Source organism: Parafrankia sp. FMc2 (assembly GCF_041008525.1).
Taxonomy (GTDB): domain Bacteria; phylum Actinomycetota; class Actinomycetes; order Frankiales; family Frankiaceae; genus Parafrankia.
This window is the reverse complement of the sequence record NZ_JBFLUG010000006.1, coordinates 24,186-47,104: the sequence shown is the minus strand read 5'-3', so window position 1 is coordinate 47,104 and position 22,919 is coordinate 24,186. Positions and strand designations below refer to the sequence as shown.

15 protein-coding genes are annotated in these 22,919 nt (G+C 72.6%); 8 read left to right on the top strand and 7 right to left on the bottom strand.

All coding sequences use genetic code 11. The features are described from left to right. Positions 1 to 402 precede the first annotated feature (402 nt). Both hrpA and AB1460_RS03975 read left to right on the top strand, forming a co-directional pair. Positions 403 to 4,506, top strand: a complete 4,104-nt coding sequence (gene hrpA, locus AB1460_RS03980; RefSeq protein WP_368959255.1) for an ATP-dependent RNA helicase HrpA — start codon at positions 403 to 405, stop codon at positions 4,504 to 4,506. Between the two features lie 280 nt (positions 4,507 to 4,786). After that, positions 4,787 to 5,848: an alpha/beta hydrolase family esterase gene (locus AB1460_RS03975; protein ID WP_368959197.1), complete on the top strand. Its 1,062-nt coding sequence runs from the start codon at positions 4,787 to 4,789 to the stop codon at positions 5,846 to 5,848. Positions 5,849 to 5,959: 111 nt separating this feature from the next. On the opposite strand, the gene AB1460_RS03970 is transcribed toward AB1460_RS03975, so the two are convergent. Beyond that, complete coding sequence (locus tag AB1460_RS03970; protein WP_368959196.1) at positions 5,960 to 7,216, bottom strand: UDP-glucose--hexose-1-phosphate uridylyltransferase; 1,257 nt, start codon at positions 7,214 to 7,216, stop codon at positions 5,960 to 5,962. A gap of 225 nt (positions 7,217 to 7,441) precedes the next feature. Here AB1460_RS03970 and AB1460_RS03965 point away from each other — a divergent pair, with 225 nt between their 5' ends. From AB1460_RS03965 to AB1460_RS03950, 4 genes are all read left to right on the top strand, one after another. Then, entirely contained in the window at positions 7,442 to 8,608 is a 1,167-nt protein-coding gene (locus tag AB1460_RS03965; RefSeq protein WP_368959194.1) for an alkaline phosphatase PhoX, read from the top strand. A gap of 34 nt (positions 8,609 to 8,642) precedes the next feature. Then, positions 8,643 to 9,110: a redox-sensitive transcriptional activator SoxR gene (gene soxR, locus AB1460_RS03960; protein WP_368959192.1), complete on the top strand. Its 468-nt coding sequence runs from the start codon at positions 8,643 to 8,645 to the stop codon at positions 9,108 to 9,110. A gap of 91 nt (positions 9,111 to 9,201) precedes the next feature. Then, entirely contained in the window at positions 9,202 to 9,963 is a 762-nt protein-coding gene (locus AB1460_RS03955) for an NADPH-dependent FMN reductase (RefSeq protein ID WP_368959191.1), read from the top strand. 268 nt (positions 9,964 to 10,231) lie between these two features. Continuing rightward, complete coding sequence (locus AB1460_RS03950) at positions 10,232 to 11,482, top strand: ABC transporter substrate-binding protein (protein WP_368959190.1); 1,251 nt, start codon at positions 10,232 to 10,234, stop codon at positions 11,480 to 11,482. Positions 11,483 to 11,500: 18 nt separating this feature from the next. Here the strand turns inward: AB1460_RS03950 and AB1460_RS03945 are convergent, their stop codons facing one another. The 6 genes from AB1460_RS03945 to AB1460_RS03920 all read right to left on the bottom strand — a co-directional run bounded on the left by AB1460_RS03945 (position 11,501) and on the right by AB1460_RS03920 (position 20,148). Continuing rightward, the gene (locus AB1460_RS03945) at positions 11,501 to 12,340 is read right to left on the bottom strand and encodes an ABC transporter ATP-binding protein (protein ID WP_368959189.1); all 840 of its coding nucleotides are present in this window, start codon (positions 12,338 to 12,340) and stop codon (positions 11,501 to 11,503) included. Next, entirely contained in the window at positions 12,337 to 15,489 is a 3,153-nt protein-coding gene (locus tag AB1460_RS03940) for an ABC transporter permease subunit (RefSeq protein WP_368959254.1), read from the bottom strand. Before AB1460_RS03940 ends, AB1460_RS03945 begins: the two co-directional genes overlap by 4 nt. A 253-nt stretch (positions 15,490 to 15,742) precedes the next feature. Further along, positions 15,743 to 16,693, bottom strand: a complete 951-nt coding sequence (locus AB1460_RS03935) for a CAP domain-containing protein (protein WP_368959188.1) — start codon at positions 16,691 to 16,693, stop codon at positions 15,743 to 15,745. A gap of 151 nt (positions 16,694 to 16,844) precedes the next feature. Then, positions 16,845 to 17,969, bottom strand: a complete 1,125-nt coding sequence (locus tag AB1460_RS03930; RefSeq protein WP_368959253.1) for an amidohydrolase family protein — start codon at positions 17,967 to 17,969, stop codon at positions 16,845 to 16,847. Positions 17,970 to 18,167: 198 nt separating this feature from the next. Then, positions 18,168 to 18,506: a hypothetical protein gene (locus AB1460_RS03925; protein WP_420497187.1), complete on the bottom strand. Its 339-nt coding sequence runs from the start codon at positions 18,504 to 18,506 to the stop codon at positions 18,168 to 18,170. A 709-nt stretch (positions 18,507 to 19,215) separates the two neighbouring features. Next, entirely contained in the window at positions 19,216 to 20,148 is a 933-nt protein-coding gene (locus AB1460_RS03920) for a LysR family transcriptional regulator (RefSeq protein ID WP_368959186.1), read from the bottom strand. A gap of 91 nt (positions 20,149 to 20,239) precedes the next feature. Between AB1460_RS03920 and AB1460_RS03915 the strand changes: the two genes are divergently transcribed. Continuing rightward, on the top strand, positions 20,240 to 20,944 hold the full coding sequence (locus AB1460_RS03915; RefSeq protein ID WP_084131546.1) for a succinate dehydrogenase cytochrome b subunit: 705 nt from the start codon (positions 20,240 to 20,242) through the stop codon (positions 20,942 to 20,944). A gap of 1 nt (position 20,945) precedes the next feature. Then, the gene (locus AB1460_RS03910; RefSeq protein WP_368959185.1) at positions 20,946 to 22,910 is read left to right on the top strand and encodes a fumarate reductase/succinate dehydrogenase flavoprotein subunit; all 1,965 of its coding nucleotides are present in this window, start codon (positions 20,946 to 20,948) and stop codon (positions 22,908 to 22,910) included. Positions 22,911 to 22,919 lie beyond the last annotated feature (9 nt).

The window sequence follows — 22,919 nt, the reverse complement described above, 5'->3', positions numbered from 1 at the left end:
ACCGCCGCGACGTTGCCGCGGGCCGGCAGGCGCGAGGCTCCGGCGGGTACCAGGCCGCGGGCGGCGCCCGGCCGGAGGCGGCCTGAGGAGGGCGCGCGGCGGGACAGGCCGGACGGGAATGTGTGACGGCGGCCGGACGCTGCGAAAAGCAGGTGCCATCGCGCGGCGTCCGGGGCAGAATGCTCCCTCGGAGGCTCCCCCGGGAGTCCAGCCGCGCCGCGACGGCACCCGCCGCCACGGCCCGGGCAGGATGCGACCGGTCATGTACCTCCGGTTGTCACCCGGCCCGCCGGAGCACCCAGGAATCCGACGACCGCCCGGGAAAACACGCCGTCTGTGATCTCTCCAGCAGAATCGCCGCCACCGCGGCTGTCCGAGCTGCGCGGGCACCTGCCGCAGCTCATGGCACGCGACGCACACCGCCTGGCCAGGCGCCTCGACCGGGCCAGGGCGATGCGCGACGCCGCCTCCCGCGCCTCCTTGATCACCCGACTCGCCGCGGAGGTCGAGGCCGCCCAGGCACGGGTCGCGGCGCGGCAGGCCAGCGTGCCGGCCATCAGGTACCCGGAGGAGCTGCCGGTCAGCCAGCGCCGGGACGAGATCCTGGCCGCCATTCGCGACAACCAGGTCGTGATCATCGCCGGTGAGACCGGCTCGGGCAAGACGACGCAGCTGCCGAAGCTGTGCCTGGAACTGGGCCGGGGCGTGCTCGGCATGATCGGGCACACCCAGCCGCGCCGCATCGCCGCGCGGACGGTCGCCGAACGCATAGCGGAAGAGCTCGGCAGCCCCATCGCGGGCGGCGGCCAGGAGCCTTCCGGTCCGGCCGGCGGGCTGGTCGGCTACCAGATGCGGTTCACCGACCGGGTCGGGCCGACCACGCTCGTCAAGCTGATGACGGACGGCATCCTGCTCAACGAACTGACCGCCGACCGGCTGCTGCGCCAGTACGACACGCTCATCATCGACGAGGCGCACGAACGCAGCCTCAACATCGACTTCATCCTGGGCTACCTGCACGGGCTGCTGCCCCGCCGCCCGGACCTCAAGGTGATCATCACCTCGGCGACCATCGACCCGCACCGGTTCGCCCGGCACTTCCACGACGCACCGGTGATCGAGGTGTCGGGCCGCACCTACCCCGTCGAGATGCGCTACCGCCCGCTGACCGGCCCCGACTCGCCGGGTGGCTCCGCGGACGACGACCGACGCGGTGACCAGCGCGGCAACCAGCGGCGTGGCGACCAGCAGCGTGGCGACCAGCAGCGTGGCGGCGACCGGGGCGGCGACCGCGACAGCGAGCGGGACCAGGTCTCGGCGATCTGTACCGCGGTGGACGAACTGTGCGCCGAGGGCCCGGGCGACATCCTGGTGTTCCTCAGCGGCGAGCGGGAGATCCGCGACACCGCCGACGCGCTGGGCCGCCAGGACCGGCCGGCCACCGAGGTGGTCCCGCTGTACGCCCGGCTGTCGTCCGCGGAGCAGCACCGGGTGTTCACCCCGCACACCGGGCGCCGGATCGTGCTGGCGACGAACGTCGCGGAGACCTCGCTGACCGTTCCGGGCATCCGGTACGTGATCGACCCGGGGCTGGCCCGCGTCTCCCGGTACAGCCATCGGACGAAGGTCCAGCGGCTCCCGATCGAGCCGGTGTCCCAGGCCTCGGCGAACCAGCGGGCCGGGCGCTGCGGGCGGACGTCCGACGGCATCTGCATCCGGCTGTACGCCCAGGACGACTTCGACGCCCGGCCCGCGTTCACCGACCCGGAGATCCTGCGGACGAACCTCGCGTCGGTGATCCTCCAGATGGAGGCACTCGGTCTCGGTGAGATGGCGGACTTCCCGTTCCTCGACCCACCGGAGTCGCGGCAGATCGCCGACGGTGTGCGGCTGCTCGTCGAGCTGGGAGCCCTGGTCGAGGACGCCGAGCCGGGAAAGCGGCTCACCCCGACCGGCCGCAGCCTCGCCCAGCTGCCGGTCGACCCGCGGCTGGGCCGGATGGTGCTCGCCGCCGGGGAGCTGGGCTGCCTGTCCGAGGTCCTGGTGATCGCTTCGGCGCTCGCCATCCAGGACCCGCGCGAACGGCCGGTGGAGCAGCGCCCCGCGGCCGACCAGGCGCACGCGCGGTTCACCGACCCGACGTCCGACTTCCTGTCGATCCTGAACCTGTGGCGGCATCTGCGCAGCGCGCGGGAGGAACGGTCGTCCAACCAGTTCCGGCGGATGTGCCGCACCGAGTTCCTGAACTATCTGCGGATCCGGGAGTGGCAGGACGTCCACGGCCAGCTCCGCTCGATCGCCCGCGGGCTGGGGCTGGAGCCGAACGACAGCCCGGCGGACGCCCGGTCGGTGCACCAGGCGCTGCTCACCGGGCTGCTGTCGCACATCGGCCGGTACGAGCCGGAGAAGAAGGACTACCTGGGGGCACGGGGCGCCCGGTTCGCGATCTTCCCGGGCTCCGGGCTGGCGCGGCGGCGGGCGGCCCGGCCCGAGACGGCGGACGGCACCGGGGCGGCGGACGGCGGCGCCGGCACGGGCACCGGAGCCGACGGGGACCAGGGCGGCCGGCGCGGGCCGGGCATCCCGACCTGGGTGGTCGCCGCCGAGCTGGTCGAGACGTCCCGGCTGTGGGCCCGCACGGTGGCGCGCATCGAGCCCGACTGGGTGGAGCCGCTGGCCGAGCACCTGCTGCGGCGCACCTACAGCGAGCCGCACTGGTCGCGCCGGCAGGGCGCCGCGCTGGCCTACGAGAAGGTCACGCTGTACGGGGTCCCGCTGGTGACGGCACGGCTGGTGCAGTACGGCCGGATCGACCCGGTGGTGAGCCGGGAGCTGTTCATCCGGCACGCGCTGGTGGAGGGCGACTGGAACACCCGGCACGCGTTCTTCCAGACGAACCGCGAGCTGCTCGCCGACGTGGAGGAGCTGGAGCACCGTGCCCGGCGGCGCGACATCCTCGTCGACGACCAGACGCTCTACGAGTTCTACGACGAGCGGGTGCCGGCGGACGTCGTCTCCGGCCGCCATTTCGACTCCTGGTGGAAGGCGGCGCGGCGGACCGAGCCCGACCTGCTCGACTTCTCCGCCTCGATGCTGGTCAACGACCGCGCCGGCACGGTGCGCCAGCAGGACTACCCGGACGCCTGGGTTGCCGACGGGGTGGAGCTGCCGCTCACCTACCAGTTCACACCCGGGGACGCCGCGGACGGCGTGACCGTGCGGGTGCCGCTGCCTGCGCTCGGCGGGCTGCGCGCCGAGCCGTTCACCTGGCTGGTACCCGGGCTGCGCGAGGAACTGATCACCGCCATGATCCGCGGGCTGCCGAAGGTGGTGCGGCGCGGGTTCGTCCCGGCGCCGAACTACGCCCGGGCGGTGCTGGACCGCATCACCCCCGACGAGCGGCCGCTGGCGGACGCCGTCGCCGCCGAGCTGCACCGGATGAGCGGTTCCGCGCTGCCGACGGGGGTGTGGTCGCCGGCGCGCCTCGCCGAGGTGCTGCCACCGCACCTGCGGATCACCTTCCGCATCGTCGACGATCGCGGCGCGACGCTGGGCGAGGGCAAGGACCTCGCGGAGCTGCGGAACCGGCTGCGGCCGAAGACCCGGGCCGTGGTCTCCGCGGCGGCGGCCGGGGTGGAGCGCTCCGGCCTGCTCAGCTGGGACGTCGGAACGCTGCCGGCAGTGATCGAGCGGAGCCGGGGCGGGCATGTCGTACGGGCCCACCCGGCGCTGGTGGACGAGGGCGGCTCGGTGGCCGTCCGGGTCTTCGACGACCGGGACGAGGCCGACCGGGCCATGTGGGCGGGTACCCGCCGGCTCCTGCTGCTCGGTGTCCCCTCCCCCGTCCGGGGGATCATCGGGCGGCTGCCGAACGCGGCGAAGCTGGCCTTGAGCAACAACCCGCACCGCGACATCAGCGACCTGCTCGACGACTGTGTCGCCGCCGCCATGGACGTGCTCCTGCGCCGTGCGGGCGGTCCCGTGCGGGACGAGGCGGGGTTCCGGGTCCTGCTCGACACGGTGCGGGCGGAGCTGCCGGAGACCGCTCTGACGGTGGTCCGCGGCACCGAGCGGGTGCTCGCGCTGGCCCACCAGATCGACCGCGGCCTGCGCACGCTGACCAGCCCGGCTCTGCTGGCCACCGCCGCCGACCTGCGCGGGCAGCTCGACGAGCTGATCCACCGCGGTTTCGTGACCCGCACCGGGGTCGAGCGGCTGCCCGACCTGGAGCGCTACCTGACCGCGGCGCAGCGGCGGGTCGAACGGCTTCCCGGCGATGCCGCCCGTGACCGGCAGCTCACCACCCGGGTGGGCCATGTGCTGGCGGCGTTCCGCGAGCTGACCGACGAGCTGGGCCCGGAAGGATCGACGGCCGAGCCGGTGCGGGCGGTCCGGTGGATGATCGAGGAGCTGCGGGTGAGCCTGTTCGCGCAGGCCCTGCGCACGCCCTATCCGATCTCCGAGGAGCGGATCTACCGGGCGATCGACGGCCTGCGGCGCAGCTGAGACACGTCGGAGGCGCAGCCGGGGCACCCGCCCGGCGGTGAGACGCCCGGCCGGCGCGGCCTGTCCCTGGTGGGGCTACCGGCGTCTCCGGCCGGGCGCATTACGATGACCTCGGCAAGAAACCTGCGACCGAAGCAACGACGCATAAGTATCTGCCTGATCTATCTGATCTATCTGATTGTGGCCCGCTCGGGCCGCGCTCAGCTGTGTTGGCGTCGGTGGGACCCAGGTTCGCGCGGGGCCCGGGTGGGGGGGTGCGGTGGCGCCTGGCGGCAGGTATGTGATCATCCTCCTGGCCGCCCTGGGTCTGCCACTCGCGGCACTCGCCGCGGTACAGATGGCGCTGGGCTGGTCCACCGACCCCCACCCGGCCGCACGCTCCGCCGCACACCTGGTCGCCGCGGCGACGGCACCCCCGGGCGCGGCCACGAGCAGCCAGCAGGCCACAGCCGCCCCGGGGGCGGCTGATACGACGACCGCGGACCCGCCCGCCGCATCCGGATCGGTGCCCGGCGCCACGGACGAGAGCACCCTCACCTCCGAGCCCGGCTTCCCACCGGCGACCACTCCCCCGACAGGCGGCGGTGCCGCGAGCGGTGGCGCCACAGGCGGTGGCGCGGCGGATTCCGGCGGGCTCGGCGCGGCCGGGCCGGCAGGCAGCCACACCACGGAGATCACGCTGCGGTCGGGTCGCAGCTACGAGCTGCACACCACCGTCCGACCGGGCCAGCCGCGGCCCCTTGTGGTCCTCCTGCATGCCTATCGTCACGACGCGGCCGTCATGCGCGACATCAGCGGTGCCACCCCGTTCGCCGACGGGCACGGGTTCGCGCTGGCCTACGGCCATGCCGTGGGCGGGGCCTGGAACGCCGGCACCTGCTGCGCCGGGACGCACGGCGTGGACGACGTCGCCTACCTGCGCGACCTGGTGGCGGACGCGAGCCGGCGGACCTCGATCGACCCCGCCCGCGTCTACGTCTGGGGTTACTCCAACGGCGGGATGATGGCGGCGCGCGCCGTCTGCGAGGCACCGGACGTCTTCGCCGCAGCCGGGGTCGTCGCGGGCCACCTGCTCGTGCCCTGCGACCGGTCCCCCATCCGGATGATGCACATCCACGGAACCGAGGACACGACGGTGCCCTGGCGCGGCGGCTGGTCGGACTACGTCGACGTCTCGTTCCCCGACGCGCGCACCGAGTCCTCGCGGGTGACCAGCTCGTCAGTGGTGGTCGGCGTGCCCTGGCAGGGGGGGCACGAATGGCCCTGGTGGGCCGTCGGCCGACTCTGGGAGTTCTCCGCCGAGCAGCGGGCCGGCAGGCACGCGCTCGCCGGCACCCCCTGACCGGCCCGACCCACCACCCGAACGAACCACTGCGGGGCGCGGGTGGTGGCGGGTGAAACGCCCCGGCGGGTCTCGATCAGCCCGCTGCCACAGCCCCGCGAGGATCCCGCGTCACGGCCGCTCGCCGGTACTCGCCGCCCCCTCCGCGCGCCGTCGGGCGGCCCGCAGCCGCTCGGCGGCGTCCTCCGGGGTGATGTCCCGCTGCATGCCGGCGAACATGTCATACCCGACCACATGCTTGCGCACGGTGGACGACCGCAGCAACGGCGGATGGAAGTGCGCGTGCACCTGCCAGTGCTCCCCCTCCGGCTCAGCGCCGTCAGCGCGGTCGGCGCCATCGGCGCAGTCAGCGCCCGGGTGCGGGCCGGGCGCGGCGTGCCAGCCCATCGAGTAGGGGAAGGGCGTGTCGAACAGGGTGTCGTAGGTGCGGAGCAGGGTGCGCAACACCACCGTCAGCGCGTCGCGTTCGGCGTCGGTCAGCTGGTGCAGCAGCGGCACCGGGCGGCGCGGCAGCACCAGCGTCTCGAACGGCCAGAGCGCCCAGTACGGGACGACGACGACCCAGTGTTCGTTCGCCACGACCACCCGGCCGGGCCCAGCGGCACCAGCAGCACCGGCACCGGCACCGGCACCGGCGGGACTGGTAGCGGTGTCGAGGTCGGATTCCAGGGCCGCGTAGTCGACCAGCAGCGACGTCCCGTGTGAGCGCCGGTACTCGCGCTGGGACCGGTCCTCGGCGGCCGGCAGGTCGGGGAGGAAGGAGGAGGCCCAGATCTGGCCGTGGGGGTGCGGGTTGGAGGCGCCCATCGCCGCCCCGCGGTTCTCGAAGATCTGCACCCAGGTCCAGGTCCGGGCCAGCTCACGCTCCTGGTCGGCCCAGGTGTCGACCACCGCCCGGACCCGGTCGAGCGGCAGGCTGGCCAGTGTGTCGTCGTGGCGGGGATCGAAGCAGATGACACGGCACGTCCCCGTCCCCGGCTGGGCCCGCAGCAGGGCCGCGACCCGCGCGTCCGGATCATCACCCGCCCAGCCCACACCGTCCACCGCCGCCGGGGCGCCGGGGCGCAGCGCCGGAAAGTCGTTGTCGAAGACATAAACACCGTCATAGTCCGGATTAGTGATTCCGGAGGCACGCACGTTTCCCGGGCAGAGATGACATTCCCGGTCGTATGCGCCGTGCGTGGTGGTTACCTTTTCCTCACCGCCGCGCCATGGGCGCGCGACCCGCCCCGCCGACACCAGGACCCAGCGGCCGGTCAGCGGGTCGAAACGCCGGTGGGCGCCTTCCTCGGCCGGAAGTGTGAAGGCCCCGGGTGCCTCGACCTCGCCGGGCTGGCCCGCCACCTGCTCGACCACCTGCTCCGGCATCTGACCCGAATACCGGTCAGAGAAATCATCCGCAGCCGGGCCGTCAGCTGGTCGGGAGAACGAGGCCGCCACGGTCAGATCGTAGCGAGGCGGATTTCCCCGTTTCGCCGGGGATGGCCACCGGCCCACAGCACAACCGTCAGGACGTCTCACCGTGCCTGTGCTATCACTCGGTGCGACAGCCGCGCCACAGGTGGGCACGCCGGCTGCGAGGAGGTGCCGAGCATGGATCGACGGGCGCTGCTGCGCCTGGCCGCCACCGGTGTCGGAACCGCCGTCCTGTGCGGTACGAGCTGGCAGTCGGCGGTGGCGACCACCGCCCAGCCGGGCCGGGGCCCGTATGGCCCGTTGCGGGCCCCCGACTCCAACGGGGTCGCGCTGCCGGCGGGCTTCTCCAGCCGGGTGGTCGCGCGATCCCGCGAGATCGTGCCCGGCACCGGCCTGTCCTGGCATGACGCACCGGACGGTGGAGCCTGCTTCCCCGCCGGCAACGGCTGGATCTACGTCTCGAACTCCGAGACCATGCTGAACGGCGGCGCCTCGGCGCTGCGGTTCGACGCCGCTGGCACGATCATCTCCGCCAGCCGGATCCTGCGGCGCACGAACGCGAACTGCGCGGGCGGGGCGACACCGTGGGGCACCTGGCTGTCCTGCGAGGAGTACGCGTTCGGGCGGGTGCACGAGACCTGGCCGGACGGCAGCCGGCCGGCGGTGGCACGTCCCGCGATGGGCCGGTTCACTCACGAGGCGGCGGCCTGCGACCCCGACCGCCAGGTCGTCTATCTCACCGAGGATCGGCGCGACGGCTGCTTCTACCGGTTCCGCCCGACCCGGTGGGGCGACCTGTCCGACGGCACGCTGGAGGTGCTGCGGGCCCCCGCGGACGCCGTCTCCGGACCGGTGACCTGGGCCCTGGTGCCGGACCCGGACGGTTTTCCCCGCGCGACCCGGCGTCAGGCCGACGGCGCCCGCACCTTCAACGGCGGTGAGGGCTGCTACTACACGGCGGGCCGCTGCCTGTTCACGACGAAGGGCGACAACCGGATCTGGGCCTACGACGCTGTCGGCGAGCAGATCGCACTCCTTCATGATCCCGAGGCGGTCCCGCGCGGCGGCCTGACCATGGCGGGAGCCGACAACATCACCGGCTCGGCCCTGGGTGACCTGTTCGTGGCGGAGGACCGCCCGGGCCCCGCGCTGAACCTGATCACTCCGGACGGGACGTTCTCCCGCTTCCTGCAGCTGCCGGGCCACCGGGAATCCGAGATCACCGGCCCGGCGTTCAGCCCGGACGGCCGCCGCCTCTACGTCAGCTCGCAGCGTGGTACCCAGGGGCGTAGCCGGGCGGGGGTCACCTTCGAGATCACCGGCCCGTTCCGCCGACACCTGTAGTTGACGTGAGATTCAGGTTCGCTACCGTCGAACGATGAACGCCACGGACGTCCTGTCCCTCGGAGATGTGGTGCGCCGCAGCGGGTTCAGCGCCTCAGCCCTGCGCTTCTACGAACGGGAGGGGCTGCTGAGCGCAAGCCGCACGAGCGGCGGCCAGCGCCGCTACGCCCGTCATGTGCTCCGCCGGCTGGCCTTCATCCGAGCGGCCCGCAACATCGGGCTGAGCCTGGAGGAGATCCGCGAGGCGCTGCGCAGCCTGCCCGCCGAGCGGACCCCCACCCGGGCCGACTGGACGTCGATCTCCCGCGCCTGGCGGACCCGGCTGGACGAGCGGATCGAGGCGCTGGAGAAACTGCGCGACGGGCTCGACTCCTGCATCGGGTGCGGCTGCCTGTCCCTGCGGCGCTGCCACATCTCCAACCCGGGCGACCGGGCCGCGTCGTACGGCCCCGGCGCCGTCGTCCTGCCGGCCACACTGCGACGCATCCCGGAACGCCCCTGACGCAAGGGCCTACGCTTCCGTCGCATCTCACCCACGCCGTGCGGTAGTCACATGTCGCAGACACCGCACAGCGATGCATGAGGAGGAGTCGATGGTCGACGCGCACGGTGCGTATCCGGGGAACGGTGACAGCCGTCCGTACCCCGGCTCGGGGGAACCGCTGGCGCAACGCCGCGGACGCACCGGCCCACCACTCACCAGGCCCACGGACACCGGTCCGGGCGGCATCGCCGATCTGGCCGCGCTGGGCGTCATCGGCCCGCCGCCCACGCGGGCGGAGCGACGCCGCCGCCCCACCATCGTCGGCATCGGCGGGGCCACCCGGCCGGAGTCGACCACCCTGCGGGCGCTGGAGACGGTCCTGGGCTCGATGGCGGCCGCGGGCGCGGAGACCGTCCTGCTCGGCTCCGCCGACATCGACCTGCCGATGTACGTCCCGGGGCAGCGGGAGCGCACTCCGGCGGCCCGCCGGCTCCTCAGCGAGGTGGGCCGGGCGGACGGGGTCGTCATCGCCACTCCGGGCTACCACGGCGGTATGTCCGGTCTGGTGAAGAACGCCCTGGACTACCTGGAGGATCTTCGGGGAGCGCCCCGCCCCTACCTGGACGGCCGCGTGGTCGGCCTGATCGTCTGCGCGGACGGGCCGCAGACCGCCGGCACCACCCTCACAGCCCTGCGGTCCACGATCCACGCCCTGCGCGGCTGGCCGACTCCCCTCGGCGTCTCGATCGACACGTCCAGCGCCCCCTTCGGCCCGAACGGTGAGGTGCTCGACCGGCGGGCAGCGAGCCATCTGGAGACGCTCACCGATCAGGTCATGGGCTTCGCCTACGCCTGGTCGCAGGTGATCTGACCAGGCGCGACCGACTCCGTCGACGCAGTGCGCGCAAGGGTGCGCACGGCGCCGGCGCCGGCCGACGGACCGGCGCCGCGGTTGCGCAGCGGAGAGTCATTCCGGCGTCACACCAGCGAAGTACCGGATCACCCTGCCATCAGGGCCCGGCACCGACGGTCTACCGTGACGGGGCCGCAGGGCCTCGCGGGCGGGCAGTCACCGTCGCGCCGCCCGGTCGGCCCGTCGGCCCGCCAGGGGCTTGAGGCGCATCAGGAGGGACGAACCGGTGAGACGACGTCTGGGTCTGCGGCTCGGAGCCGCCTGCATCGGCGCCGTCACGGCGCTCGCCGCGTGCGGCGGGGGGAGCGACGAGCCGTCCGGTGGTTCCGCCACGAGCTCGGGCGACCCGACCAAGTTGATGATCATCGCTGCCGAGGGCGGCGTCGGCGTCGGGCATCCCGAGATGGTCGCCGCGGTCCGGGCCGCCGCCCGCGCGGTCAACGAGCGTGGCGGTATCAAGGGCCATCCGGTCGAGATCGTGCACTGCAACGAGCGGAACGACCCGGCGGCGGCCAAGGAGTGCGCCCAGCAGGCGGTCGACGAGAACGTCCTGGCCGTGGTCTCCGCAGTGTCCACCTCGGGCGGGATCATGCCGATCCTCGAGCAGGCGGGCATTCCCGCCATCGGGTCGGCCGGCATCGCCGTGGACCAGTCCGAGCTCAGCTCGGACGTCAGTTTCATGATCAGTCCGCTGACGTTCTACCCGACCGTCTGCCCGTCGCTGCTGCGCAGGGCCGGCGCGTCGAAGATCGGCCTGGTGGGTTACGACCTGGCGGCCAGCGACCGGCTGATCACGATGGCACAGGCCGGCGGGCGGGCGGCGGGCACACCGCTGTCCCCCGAGCTCCGCGTCCCGATCACCTCCAGCGACCTGACCCCGACGATCGCCCAGCTCACCCGGGCGAACGCCGACGGCGCCGTGCTCGTCGTGTTCGACCAGGCCGCCTATGCCGTGATCGGCGGCGGCGGCGGGGCGGGCCTGCGCACCTGCCACGCGGCGGGCACCCTGTCGGAGGAGTACCTCGATCGGCTCGGCCCAGCCGCCGACAACCTGGTCGTGGCCAGCGTGTTCCCCGAGTTCAGCCAGCGCGGCGAGTTCCCCGAGCTTGCCCGGATGCTGTCCGAGCTGGACGCCGAGGAGGCCGCCGGGAACACCGACGCGCGCGCCGAGATCCGTTCGTCGACGTCCTCCACCGCGGCCTGGCTGTCCGTCCAGATCGCGGAGAAGGTGGGCAACGCCGTGCCGGGCGAGCTGACGTCCCGCGCCCTGCTCGACCAGCTGCGCGGAACCAGCGGGCTCGACCTCGGCCTGATCCCGCCGCTGGACTTCACGAAGCCGAGCGCGTTTCCCGGTGTCTCCCGGGTGTTCAACACGACGATGCGCGGCGCCCGCTGGGACAGCGCCACCCACGGCTGGTTGCCGCTCGGGCCGGAGACCTACGAGGCGCTCTCGCTCCTCACCCGCGGCGCGTCCTGACCGACGGGCGCACGCTGGTCAGGCGAGGGGCAGGTAGGCGCCGACGAGCACGTCCGGATCGGCCCGCGCCTGCTCCGCCGGGCCGGACCAGGCGACCTGCCCGTGCCGCAGGACGATGACCCGGTCGGCGACGGCGAGCGCGCTGCGGACATGCTGCTCCACGAGGAGCACGGCCAGGCCACCGTCGGCCGCTGCCCGGACGACGCCCAGCAGCCGTTCGGCGATCTGGGGCGCGAGGCCGAGTGACAGCTCGTCGGCCAGCAGCGCGGCCGGCCGGCGAGCCAGAGCCCGGGCCAGGGCGACCATCTGCTGCTGACCGCCGGACAGCAGCCCGGCCCGCCGGTCCAGATGCCCGGCCAGTTCGGGGAAGGTCTCCAGGGCCAGGTCGGCGTCGGCCGCCCCCAGCCGCAGGTTCTCGCGGACGGTGAGTTCCATGATCACGGACCGGTCCTCGGGAACGAGGGCCAGGCCGGCGCGGGCCCGCTGGTGCAGCGGCGCGGTCGTCACCCGGCCGGCCCAGCGGACGACCCCGGTGCGCGGCCGCAGCGCCCCGCTCAGCGCGAGCAGCGTCGTCGTCTTGCCGGCTCCGTTCGGCCCGAGCAGCGTCACGATCTCGCCCGGGCACAGGTCCAGGTCGAGGTCACGCACTGCGGGCCCGCCCTCGCCGTAGCCGGCCGACAGCCCGCGCGCTGTCAGCACCGGCACCGGCACCCCGGGCCCGGGGCCCGCCGGCGTCGCCCCCGTTCCAGGAGCCGCCCTGGTCTGCCTGGGCATGGCCTGACGGGAGGCCGGTACGGCCGCCTCCGGCGTCGGTACGGTCGCGGCGCGGGCCTGCCGCCGCCACGGTGCCGGGCTCACTGCCGTGTCCTGCCCACCGCGGCGGCGACGGGTGCGGACGTCCCCAGGTAGGCGCTGCGCACCCGCGGGTCGACCCGGATCTGACCGGGGGTGCCGCGTGCGATCACCTCGCCACCGTCGAGAACCACGATCTGGTCACAGATCCGCATCACCACCTCCATGTCGTGTTCGTTCAGCAGGATCCCCAGGTTCCAGTGGTCCGCGAGCCGGCGCAGCAGGGCCGCGACCCCGGCGCTCTCCGTCTCGTCGAGTCCCGCGCACGGCTCGTCCAGGAGGAGGACGGACGGGCAGGTCGCCACGGCGCGGGCGATCGCCAGCAGCCGGCGGCGGCCGTACGACAGCTCCGAGACGGTGCGCAGCAGGTCCTCCCGCAGCCCGAACGCCTCCACCGCGGCGGCCGCCGCGGCCGGCAGCGGTCGGGATCGCGGGAACACCAGATCGCCGAGGTAGGCACGGGCGTCGCGCGGGTCGCAGGCGGCCTGGATGTTCTCCAGGACGGTCAGGTCCTCGAAGAGCTCGAGGTTCTGGAACGACCTGCTGATGCCGGCGCGGGCCCGCAGGTGCGGCGGCAGCCGGTCGAGGCGGGTCTCGCCGAGCATCAGGGAGCTCGACACGGATGACGTGTAGCCGGTGATCGCGTCGATGACCGTGGTCTTTCCGGCACCGTTCGGCCCGATGACCCCGACGATCTGGCCGGGCTCCACCCGCAGGTCCACCGAGCGGATCGCCTCCACGGCGCCGAACCGCACCGAAAGCCCCCAGACGGACAGGGTCGCCGGGCGCGCCGGATACGCGACCGCGCCCACCTGCCGCAGTGGGCCCGTCGCCGGCCCAGCCGGCAGGTCGGCCCCCCGCGCCGGCACAGCAGGCGCAACAGGTGCGGCCGGTGCGGCCGGTGCGGCCGGGCCGAGCAGGCGGGAGACCCGCACGCCGTCGGCGGCCAGCCGTCGCTCGACGGCCCGGGGGAAATGGCGATCGAGGACCCGCCGGGCGTTGCGGGCGTTCTCCGGCGCCATGCCGCCACCCGACCGGGACAGGACCACGACGAGGACCAGGCCGCCGATCAGCGGCACGTACCGATCGAGGTCGGCGAGCCAGTCGATGACCCGTCCGCCCAGCGCGAGGGCGACGCCCGCGAAGACGGCGGCGCACAGCCAGGGCAGCAGCCGGCCGATCCGGTGGGCCGCGCCCCGCCGCGCGGACCCGCCCGCCGCTGCGGCGCTCGCGAGGTGCGGCTGCTCCCGCGGCGCGGCCGCCCGGCCGACCACCAGCCCCACCAGCGCGGCCACCGCGGCGAGGAGCACCCGCAGCACAGCGCCCACCCGCTCCAGCAGGCTGCCCGCCCAGGCCCCGAACCTGGTCGCCAGCGCCTCCGCGGCCATCGTCGCGCCGGCGAAGGCACCACTGATCCAGCCGACACCCCCGACCACCGCGTAGGCGATCAGCAGGATCGAGGCGAACGGGGAGAACAGACCGGCGCCGTAGTCGATGTTGCCGCGCTCACCGAAGGCGTAGAACGCGTAGAGCACTCCCCCGAAGCCCGCGATCGCCGCGGACAGCGCGAAGGCGTAGATCTTGGCCCCGACCACGCTGATGCCGAGTGCCGCCGCGGCCCGCTCGTTGGTACGGACCGCGATCAGCCGCCGCCCCGCCCGCCCTCGCCGCAGGTTGGCCACGATCAGGCCGAGCAGGACGAACGAGAGCAGCGACAGGGTCGCGAAACCGCGGGGGTGCGCCACCTTGTCCAGGCTGATGCCGAAGAGGGTGGTGTCGCCGACCTCCGTCCCCTCCAGCCGGGCGAGATCACCGAACAGGTCACCGAACGGGCTCGGCGGGGCCGGCGAGTGGTAGCCGCGCTGGAACAGCAGGGCGTCCACCGCGGCCCCCAGGCCGAGTGTGACCACCGCGAGCTGCAGCCCGCGGGTGCGCAGCGCGGGCAGCGCGAACAGCACCCCGACGACGGCGGTGCCGGCGACGCCCACCACGAGCGCCGCCTCGAGCGGCCAGCCCTGGATGGCGACGAGCCGCCCGGCGATGAGCGCGGCCGTGCCGGAGAAGGCGAGTTGCGCCAGCGAGAGCTGGCCGGTGAAGCCGACCAGCACCACCACCGAGATGATGATCGTCGCCCAGATCGCGTTCGCGTTCAGCGCGTTCACCCACGCTGCCGGCAGCAGCCACCAGAGCGCCGCCAGGGCGGCGGCGACGGTGATGCCGAGCGCCCGCCAGTGCACCCGCCCGCTGCCCAGCGACGGGTGCCGGTCGGCGACATGGCCGCGGTCCGGGATGCCGCGCCCGCGCACCGCCAGGTAGAACACGATCACCGCCAGCGGAACCGCGCGGTCCAGGCCCCGCCAGGCGGGATGGTCGGCGATCAGGTTGACCTGGATCTCCAGCTCGACCACGGCGAGTGCCAGGGCGGCGCCGAGCACCACCGGCAGCGACCGGAACCGGGCGACCAGCGCGACCGCCAGCCCCGGGACGATCAGCAGCATCAGCCCACCGGCCGACAGCGGGTTCTGCAGCGGCGCCAGCAGGACCCCGCCGAGCCCGGCGAGCGCCGAACCGGCCAGCCAGGCCCAGCTCGCGACGGTGTCGGGCGACCAGCCGAGCGTGGCCGCGGCACGCGCGTTCTCCGTCACCGCCGTGGCCGCGAGCCCGAGCGTGGTGAACCGGAACACCGCCCACAGCCCGGCCACGACCGCCGCCACCACCGCGAGGCGGACGAAGACGTCCAGGCCGACCGCGGTGTCGAACAGCGTCACCTTGGACGTCGGCAGAACCGTCGGCGAGTTCCGGACCTCCCCGCCGTACATCAGGGTGAGCGAGGACTGGATGACGATGAGCAGGCCCAGGGTGGCCATGAGCCGCAGCACCGCCGTCGCCTGCCGCATCGGGCGCAGGACCAGGTGGTGGAAGACCAGGCCGATCGCCATCGTCGACCCGACGGCGAGCACGGCCGCCAGGGCGACCGGCAGGCCCCAGGTGGTGTGCGCGCCGTGGAAGGCGTAGGCCGACCAGGCCAGCAGCGCACCCTGTGCCATGTTCAGGACGCCGGCGCCGCGCTGCACCGCCACCACGCCGGTGGCGACGAGCGCGTAGAGCGCACCGGTGCCCAGGCTCAACAGGGCGTAGCCCATGATTTCGTCCACGGCGCCCACCTCACGTCGCACCGTGGCCGGTGCCTGGCTGTGCTCGGGAAGGACCGCGGACGTCTCCCCGGCGGCCCGCGGCGCAACGCGGACCCCTCTGCTCACCGCCGAGAGCTGATCACGGTGATCTGTGGGAACGTACGGTCACGAACACGGGTGGAGCAAGCAAACCATCCACAACGTCGACACTGACTACCAGGTAAAACGAGTCAATTGGTCGAACGGGTCATCGGATCTGCGGTCAGCTGCGGGGTCAGCGCGGAGTCCCGAAAACCTGCGTCCAGTAGACGCCGTACTCCCCGCCCTCCGCCCGGCCGACGCCCAGCTGGCGCACCTCGGGCCGCAGGACGTTCGCCCGGTGGCCGGGGCTGTCCATCCAGCCCGCGACGACCTCGCGGGCGGTCCGCTGGCCGGCGGCGATGTTCTCGGCGACCACCGCGTAGGCGTAGCCACAGGCAACGACACGGTTGGCCACACCGACACCTTCCGGCGTCTCATGGGCGAAGAAGCCACGGGCGGCCATGTCGGCGCTGTGCCGCGCGGCGGCCGCGGCCAGGCGCGGCTCGGCGGACAGCGGCGCCAGTCCGAAGCGGGCCCGCTCGGCGTTGGTGAGCTCCAGAACCTCCAGGAGGACGTCGCCGGCGGGCCCCGGCGCGGGCACCATGCGGCCCGGAGCCGGGGCTGGTGTCGACGCCCGAGGAACCGCCGGCGCCGGCGGTTCCTCGACCTCGATACCGAAGTCGCGGGCCAGCCCGGCCAGCCCGTCGGCATAGCCCTGGCCCAGCGCCCGGATCTTCCACCGCCCGCCGCGGCGGTAGCACTCGGCGATCTGCAGGGCGGTCTGCGTGTCCAGGCGGGGCGGGCGCAGGGTCGCCACCGGGCGGCCGGCGGCGCGCACGGTCGCGAGCGGCGGTGGCAGCCTCCCGAAGGAGCTGGCGCCGTCCGCCGGGCTGGCCACGAGGACGACCCGCTCGGCACCCGGGCGCAGCCGGGCCAGGTTCAGGTCGATGACACGGGCCTCGGGGGTGTCCCGCAGGGTGACACCGGCGGCGTTCGGCTGGTTGTAGAAGATCATGTCACGGTCGCCGGAGACGCGCCCATCGGCCCCGAGTACCAGGGCGGACAGGTCGAACGGTCCCGGCAGCGACAACGAGAGCTCGCTGCCGGCCAGGTCGGTGTTGGCCCCGGACACCAGCTCCACCATCGCGGCCTCCGCGCTCGCGCGGCCACCGCGTCACCACCCTGTCACCGGCGGGCCGCTGCGCCGGAGGCTTCACCAGCTGACAACGAGCAGCACGCACAGAGGTTCCGCGAGGGCCGCCAGGGCGAGCCGGCCCAGCCGGCCCGGCGGACGTCTAGTAGACCTCACCGCGCAGGACGATCAGCTCGGGGGCCCGCAGCACCCGCACGTCGAGCCGCGGGTCGGCCGGGTACACGACGAGGTCGGCCGACTCGCCCTCCGCCAGTCCCGGCCGGCCGAGCCAGCGGCGGGCGTCCCAGCAGGCGGCGCCCAGGGCGGCCTGCGGCGGCATCCCGGCCGCGACCAGCTCGGCGACCTCGTCGGCCACCAGCCCGTGCGGCAGTGAGCCGCCGGCGTCCGTCCCGACGTAGATCGGGATGCCGGCCTCGAACGCGGTGGCGACGGTGTCGTACCGGCGCGCGTGCAGGTCGCGCATGTGGCGGGCGTAGGTGGGGAACTTCGCCTCCGCGCCGGCGGCGATCTCCTCGAAGGTCGCGATGTTCACCAGGGTGGGAACGATGGCGATCTCCCGCTGGGCGAAGAGCCCGACAGTCACGTCGGTGAGACCGGTGGCGTGCTCGACGCAGTCGATACCGGCGTGGGCGAGGTCGGCCAGCGAGCTCTCCGCGAAGCAGTGGGCCGTGACCCGGGCGCCGAGGGCGTGAGCGGTGTCGATGGCCGCACGTGCCGCGTCGGCCGGCCAGCACGGGGCGAGGTCGCCCGTCGCCCGGTCGATCCAGTCGCCGACGAGCTTGACCCAGCCGTCGCCCCGGCGGGCCTGCTCGGCGACCTGGGCGGTCAGCTCGTCGGGCTCCACCTCGGCCGCGTACCCGCGCAGGTACCGCTTCGGGCGGGCGATGTGCCGGCCGGCGCGGATCAGGCGGGGCAGGTCCGCCCGCTCGTCGATCCACCGGGTGTCGGACGGCGACCCGGCGTCACGCAGCAGCAGGGCACCGGTGCCGCGGTCGGCCAGGATCTGCTCCTCGGCCGTCCGCGTGTCGGTCGCGCCGGTGGAGACGAGACCGACGTGGCAGTGCGCGTCGACGAGACCGGGGATCACCCAGCCCGTGACCGTCCGGACCTCGCGGGCGGCGGCACCGGTCGGGGCGGTGAAGGTCACCCGCCCGCCGACCACCCAGACCTCGCCCCGGACGTCGTCCGGCCCGACCAGGACCCGCCCGGTGATCCGCAGCGTCGGCGTGCCCGCCGTCGCGGTATCCGTCGTGGATGTGTCGGTCATGCGCGGGTCGGTCATGCGCGGGTCCGTCGTCGCGTACCTGTCGTCGGCGTGCTCGTCACGACGTCCATCATTCACCCGTGCAGCGTTCCGGACACGCGCGTCGGTCGGCGCCGCCGCCGGCGCCGACCGCGCGCCACCGGCGGTGCCCTGGATGCCGTGTACGCGATGTATGCCGTGGATGCCGGCAGGGGCGGCGCCTTAGATGTCGAGCTGCGATTCGATGGAGCGCAGACGGTGACGCGCCATGGCGAGGTTGGCGCGACCCTTGTCCAGGACCAGGTAGAGGAACAGGCCCCGCCCGGTGTGACTCTGCAGCAGGCGAACCAGGTGGTACTGCCGCCCCAGGGTGATCAGGATGTCCTCGATGGTGTCGGCCAGCCCCAGGCTTTCCATCGTGCGGATCTTCGCCCGGATGACTTCGGTGTTACCGGCCGCAGCCACTTCCAGATCGAAAGAGGGGTTGCTGCCCAGGGTTCCCAGGGTCATTCCGCTGGTGAAGTCCACCAGCGCGACACCAGTCGCGCCGTCGATCTCCATCGCTTCCTTGAGAGCAAGGTCGACGCTGTTCACAGTTCCTCCTGCACGAATGTGCGGAGCGTTCGGAGCAGCATGCTCCGATAGCTCCGGCAGATTTTTCGGCCGCGCGGGCGCGACGTCTTCTGGTCGCTCGAACCAGGAGCTCTCGGCACGCCTACGCATCTCGGACCAGAGTCCCATGCGGTCCGCACGGTCACCGAGCACCGTCACGACCACCCACCCACTCCCCGCGGGGCGCCGTGAAGCCCACCGGAAAACCGCTGGTCAGCGATGCTCCCGGTCTGCTGGTGGCGCAGGTCGTGGACAGGCGGCCCCAGCCGCCGGCCGCGGTGAGCCGAATCCCCCGGGCGGCAGGCCGCCAGTGTCCGGCGGGTCGCCGGGCGCCGGTGACCCGCCGGACGGGGAGATCGCGAAATAATATTCCGCACAGCACAGCACAGCACGAACGACATCGCGCCAACCCCCGTTTCGGCGCCGGCACCTGCCCGGGAAACACCGCATCGCGACACGCGCGGCACCGCTCCCCCGCAGCCACCGGACAAAAATCCTTGCTCCAGCCCTATTTCACCGCCGCCAGCACTACTGAGCACCGACCACGGACAATAGGGCCGCTCGGGCCACGCTAACCAGGAAAATACCTCTCGTCAGTGTGACGTAAATCATATGCCCTTTTTGTCGTACTCGAAGTGACCCTCCGAACAGCGCGGAGTCACTCGGGGACGAGATCGGTTCCGGGCGGGAGGGTGCCGGCGGCGGCGGTGCTCTTCAAATAGGCGCGGAGACTGCGGCGGAGTTCCTTGGCGGCCTGCGGCGGCTCGACGTCACGCCGGTGCGCGAGACCGATCGTCCGGTGCAGGCCGGGCGGCACGAAGCCGGTGCTTCGCAGGCGCTGGCGCCGGGCGACCATGCTCGGGATCACCGCCGCGCCCAGACCCGCCTCGACGAATCCCACCACCGCGTCCATCTCGCCGCCCTCGATAGCGAAGGTCGGCTCGAAACCGGCCATCCGACAGGCGCCGACGGTGAACTCGCGCAGGTCGTAGCCCCGTCTGAACATCACCATGGGGCGGTTCCGGAGGTCTGTCACCCGCAGCTGACCATCCCGCGCCGGCGGCGGGGAGTTCTCCGAGGTGACGAGGACGAGGTCCTCCCGCAGCAGCGGCATGGTCGCCAGCGCCGGATCGGTGCTGTGCAGGGGAAGGATGATGAGCGCCAGATCGAGGTGCCCCTGCGCGAGGTCGCGGACGAGATCGCGGGAGCCCCCCTCCTCGACGACGAGGTGGATGCCCGGGTACTCCCGGTGGAAGGCGTACAGCACCTCAGGGAGGAACCCGGTACACAGGCTGGGCGTCGCCCCCAGCCGCACAGTTCCCCGGCGCAGGTCGAGCAGCTCCTGCACCTGCCGGCGGGCCGTCTCGGTGTCGGCGAGGATCCGACGTGCCAGCGGCAGCAGAGTCTCCCCTGCCGGAGTGAGTGTGATGTTGCCCCTCATTCGGTTGAAGAGGGGACTACCCAGCTCCTGTTCCAGTGCACGGATCTGTTGCGAGAGGGAGGGCTGCGCCACGTGCTCGCGCTCGGCCGCATGGGTGAAGTGCCTGGTCTCGGCGACGGCGACAAAGTACGCAAGCTGATGAAGCTGCACACCTTAGGGTAACTGACGATAGGCGCAGCCTATCGAGCTGAGGCCCAGCATGTCTTGGACCGATGAGGAAGTTGTCCCTAGGGTTCGCAGCGTGGCTGTAACGAACGACGCGCGGCCTACGTCCCCCGTAGGCATCTTCTGGCGGTCCACCATCGGCAAGAAGGCTGTGATGGCCGTCACCGGGGGGGTGATGCTGCTTTATCTCCTCGTCCATATGCTCGGCAACCTGAAGATCTTCTACGGCCGCGAGAGCTTCGACGAGTACGCGCACTGGCTGCGCACGATCGGGGTCCCCGCGCTCCACGGAGCCTGGTTCCTGTGGATCATGCGGGCCCTGCTGCTCGTCGCGATCGTGCTGCACGCCACCACGGCGTACCAGCTCAGCCGACGGGATCTGAAGGCCCGGCCGCAGAAGTACGCTCACCGGCAGCGACTCGAGGCGAGCTACGCCGTCAACACGATGCGTTACGGCGGCATCATCATCGCCCTTTTCGTCATCTACCACCTCCTGGACTTCACGACCCTGACGGTGAACCGGCACGGAGTCGAAGGCGCCGCCTACGACAACATCGTGTCCAGCTTCTCCGTGTGGTGGGTCACACTTTTCTACATCATCGCGATGCTGGCGCTCGGTTTGCACATTCACCATGGCTTCTGGAGCGCTGCTCGCACCCTCGGCGTGCACAGCGCGGCTCGGGAGAAGAACCTGAAGATCGCCGCGACCGTTCTGGCGGTCCTCATCTCGGCGGGCTTCGTGACCGTTCCCATCGCCGTGCTGGCCGGATTGGTGGACTGAGATGCCCGAGACGAATTCCCTCGGCTCTGGCGGAAGCGCCTACTGGACCGTCGGCGACGACATCGCCGACACCGCAGCGCCGGACGGCCCCATCGAGACCCGCTGGGACCGCCGCAAGTTCTCCGCCAAGCTGGTCAACCCCGCCAACCGCCGCAAGCACACCGTCATCGTGGTCGGCACCGGCCTCGCCGGCGGTGCCGCCGGCGCGACACTGGCCGAGCAGGGCTACAACGTCATCCAGTTCTGCTTCCAGGACTCGCCCCGGCGCGCGCACTCGATCGCCGCGCAGGGCGGCATCAACGCGGCGAAGAACTACCGCAACGACGGCGACTCCGTCTACCGGCTGTTCTACGACACGGTCAAGGGCGGCGACTTCCGCGCCCGGGAGTCGAACGTCTACCGGCTCGCCCAGATCTCGACGCAGATCATCGACCAGTGCGTCGCGCAGGGTGTGCCGTTCGCCCGCGAGTACTCCGGCCTGCTCGACACCCGCTCCTTCGGCGGTGTGCAGGTCCAGCGGACGTTCTACGCGCGGGGCCAGACAGGGCAGCAGCTGCTGATCGGCGCCTACCAGGCGCTGTCGCGCCAGATCGACGCCGGCAACGTGGAGATCCACCCCCGGACCGAGATGCTCGACCTGATCGTCATCGACGGGCGGGCCCGCGGCATCGTCGCCCGTGACCTGGTCACCGGCAAGATCACCCCGTATCTGGCGGACGCGGTCGTGCTCGCCACCGGCGGCTACGGCAACGTCTTCTTCCTCTCCACCAACGCCAAGGGCTCCAACACCACGGCGACGTGGCGGGCCCACCGGCGCGGGGCGCACTTCGCGAACCCCTGCTACACGCAGATCCACCCGACCTGCATCCCCCGCTCCGGGGAGTACCAGGGCAAGCTCACGCTGATGAGCGAGTCGCTGCGCAACGACGGCCGTATCTGGGTGCCCAAGAAGAAGGGCGACACCCGCTCGCCGGACCAGATCCCCGAGGCCGAGCGCGACTACTACCTGGAGCGCATCTACCCGGCCTTCGGCAACCTCGTCCCGCGTGACATCGCGTCACGCGCGGCGAAGTACCAGTGCGACGACGGCCGCGGCGTCGGCCCGGGTGGGCTCGGTGTGTACCTCGACTTCGCCGACGCCATCAAGCGCATGGGCGAGGACAAGGTCCGCGAGAAGTACGGCAACCTGTTCGAGATGTACGACCGGATCACCGGTGAGGACCCGTACAAGGTCCCGATGCGGATCTACCCGGCCGTCCACTACACGATGGGCGGGCTGTGGGTCGACTACGACCTGCAGAGCAGCATCCCCGGGATGTTCGTCATCGGCGAGGCCAACTTCTCCGACCACGGCGCGAACCGCCTCGGTGCCAGCGCCCTCATGCAGGGCCTGGCCGACGGCTACTTCGTCCTGCCGCCCATGCTCGGCAACTACATCGCCAGCACCAAGCTGGGCTCGGTCAGCCTGGACGACCCCGCGGTGACGTCGGTGGTCGGCGAGGTCACCGGCCGACTCGGCCGGCTGCTGGAGATCAACGGCGACCGCACGCCCGACTCGTTCCACCGCGAGCTCGGCGAGCTCATCTGGGACGAGTGCGGCATGGGCCGCACCGACGCGGGCCTGCGCAAGGCGCTCGCCCGCATCCCGGAGCTGCGCGAGGAGTTCTGGCGGCGGGTGAAGGTGCCGGGCGACTCCGGCGAGCTGAACCAGTCGCTGGAGAAGGCGAACCGGATCGCGGACTTCCTCGAGTTCGGCGAGCTGCTGTGCATCGACGCCCTGCACCGTGCCGAGTCCTGCGGCGGTCACTTCCGTGAGGAGAGCCAGACCCCGGACGGCGAGGCGCTGCGCGACGACGAGCACTTCGCGTACGCGGCGGCGTGGGAGTACACCGGCGGGGCCCCGGTGCTGCACCGGGAGCCGCTCCAGTTCGACTACGTCCACCTGGCCCAGCGCAACTACTCGTGACCCCGATGG